At 54.6% G+C, this 2,840-nt stretch carries 2 protein-coding genes; both read left to right on the forward strand.

Features of this window, described 5'->3' with window-relative positions; all coding sequences use genetic code 11:
- Window positions 1-1,112, forward strand: a 1,112-nt coding sequence (locus PG888_RS22650) for a tyrosine-type recombinase/integrase (RefSeq protein ID WP_270693315.1), incomplete at its 5' end; no start/stop codon positions are given.
- Between the two features lie 62 nt (window positions 1,113-1,174).
- A complete protein-coding gene (locus PG888_RS22655) occupies window positions 1,175-2,767 on the forward strand; it encodes an ABC-F family ATPase (protein ID WP_033137261.1) in 1,593 nt (530 codons plus the stop codon).
- The last annotated feature ends 73 nt before the right edge of the window (window positions 2,768-2,840 follow it).

The raw sequence follows: 2,840 nt of genomic DNA on the forward strand, positions 1-2,840 counted from the left end.
CAGGCAGCCTGTCAAGGTATTCGAAGAGTACCGTCAGGCGGCATAGGCGAGTGTCGCACTTCGAAGTTGAATTCGCGAAGCACTTCCCCAACTCGAAGGTACTTGCCCGCCTTGGCATGCGCACAACAACCCGGATGACGCTTGCTGAGGCCGCTGCCGCGTTCGTTGAGAGTGCAGGCCCAACTGTTGGTTTATCGACAAAGCGCTCATATCGCAGCGCGTTCAAAAGAATGACCGAGTTTCTCGGCAGCGATATGCCAATAGCTGATTTGCTGCCCATGCACATTGAAAGACTGCGTAACCACTTGCTCACTGACTGCAAGCCAAGAACGGTAAGAACCTATCTTGCCCATGCAGGGAACCTGCTTGGCTGGGCAGCGCGGAATGAACTGGTAGAGCGAGAGTTTGACGTGCGCGTTGCAGCTGCTCGGCTGAACACCGAAAAGAGCGCGGATCCTTTCGAGCATTGGGAGTTCCAAAGGCTGATCGAGGTTACAACCAACAAACAGTTCAAGAACATGCTACTGACCCTCGCCTACACAGGGATCCGCCCGGGTGAGCTGAGAGCTCTCAGTTGGGGTGATATTGATTTCGAGAATCGGGTTATGCATGTGCAGAGAAACCTGACTCAGCAAAAAATGCAGTTCAAGCTGCCGAAGACAAACCGAACAAGAACCGTTCACCTTATGCCGCCAGCCCTGAATGCTCTGCAGGATCAATTCAAGATAACTGGGGCACTTTTGGACGCAGAGATTGACATGCACCTACCAGGTGGCATGATCGTGCGCCAAACATTGCGCCCTGTCTTCCGACCAACCAAAGTTGTGCCGGATAGGCCACCTTTTTACTCTGGTGTTTTCATGGTGTCCCCATGGAGAGCTGCAATCAATAAATCTGGGGTTCGTTATCGCCGGGCCTATCAACTTAGGCATACTTATGCCAGTTGGAACATCACCGCTCACGGAAACCTTGCGTTCATAGCTGAACAGATGGGTCACAACTCTGCAAGAATGTTGCAAGAGGTCTATGGAAAATGGATCGAATCGGCCAGCCGAAGTGAAGTCGATTCTATCTGGAGTTCGATGCAAAAAAATGGGCATTTGCCCCAATAGCGCCCCAGCATTTTCAACCAGTGCAGCAATGCGCTGATAATTAAGGAATTTTTTTACACACTATGCTTAGCAGCAATAACATCACCATGCAATTCGGCGCCAAGCCGCTGTTCGAGAACATCAACGTCAAGTTTGGCGGCGGCAACCGCTATGGCCTTATTGGCGCCAACGGCTGTGGCAAGTCCACCTTTATGAAGATCCTCGGCGGCGATCTTGAGCCCAGCGGCGGTAATGTGAGCCTGGACGTCAATGAACGCATCGGTAAGCTGCGCCAGGATCAGTTCGCCTACGAAGATACCCGTGTCCTGGACGTGGTCATGATGGGTCACACCGAGCTGTGGGCGGCCATTGCCGAGCGCGATGCCATCTACGCCAACCTCGAAGCGACCGATGACGACTACATGAAGGCTGCCGAGCTGGAAGGGCTGGTCGCTGAATATGACGGCTACACCGCCGAAGCGCGTGCCGGTCAGTTGCTGCTGGGTGCCGGTATTCCCATCGAACAGCACAACGGCCCGATGAGTGAAGTGGCCCCAGGCTGGAAACTGCGGGTGCTGCTGGCACAGGCGCTGTTCTCCAACCCTGACATCCTGCTGCTGGACGAACCGACCAACAACCTGGATATCAACACCATCCGCTGGCTGGAGCAGGTGCTCAACGATCGTGAAAGTACCATGATCATCATCTCTCACGACCGTCACTTCCTGAACTCTGTCTGTACCCACATGGCGGATCTGGACTACGGCGAGCTGCGCGTCTATCCGGGCAACTACGATGACTACATGCTGGCCGCCACCCAGGCGCGCGAGCGTCTGCTGGCCGACAACGCCAAGAAGAAGGCCCAGATCGCCGATCTGCAATCCTTCGTCTCCCGTTTCAGTGCCAACGCATCCAAGTCCAGCCAGGCCACCTCCCGCCTCAAGCAGATCGACAAGATCAAGATTGAGGAAGTGAAGGTCTCCAGCCGTCAGAACCCCTTCATCCGCTTCGAGCAGGAGAAGAAGCTCTACCGCAACATCCTGGAAATCGAAGGTGTATCCAAAGGCTACGGCGAGGCGCCCCTGTTCAAGGGCCTCAACATGATGCTGGAAGTGGGCGAGAAGGTCGCCATTCTGGGTACCAACGGTATCGGTAAATCGACCCTGATCAAGACCCTGGTCGGAGAGTTGGCGCCGGATACCGGCACCATCAAGTGGTCCGAGAATGCCCAAATCGGCTACTACGCCCAGGATCACGCCGAAGACTTCAACACCGATCTCAATGTGTTTGACTGGATGGCCCAGTGGAAACAGGAGAACGAAGATGAGCAGGCGGTTCGCTCTATCCTCGGTCGTCTGCTGTTCACTCAGGACGATATCAAAAAGCCGGTCAAGGTACTCTCCGGTGGTGAACAGGGCCGCATGCTGTTCGGCAAGCTGATGATGCAGCGCCCCAACATCCTGATCATGGATGAACCGACCAACCACCTGGACATGGAATCTATCGAATCCTTGAACCTGGCCCTCGAGATGTACAAGGGCACCCTGATCTTCGTCTCCCACGACCGTGAGTTCGTCTCCTCCCTGGCGACCCGCATCCTGGAGCTGAGCGAAGACGGTATCCGCGACTTCGGCGGTACCTACGAGGATTATCTGCGCACTCAGGGCGTGGTGTAATACCAATCAGATTAAAGATGTGATCTAATTGCTCTATTCTGGTTTCACTGTACTCAGTATGTCCGATCCAATC

It is taken from the genome of Aeromonas sp. QDB23 (assembly GCF_027707745.1).
Classification (GTDB): Bacteria; Pseudomonadota; Gammaproteobacteria; order Enterobacterales; family Aeromonadaceae; genus Aeromonas; species Aeromonas allosaccharophila.

Excerpts from the sequence above, each read along its gene's own strand:
- PG888_RS22655 (WP_033137261.1), top strand. The coding sequence starts at position 1,175 with ATGCTTAGCAGCAATAACATCACCATGCAATTCGGCGCCAAGCCGCTG.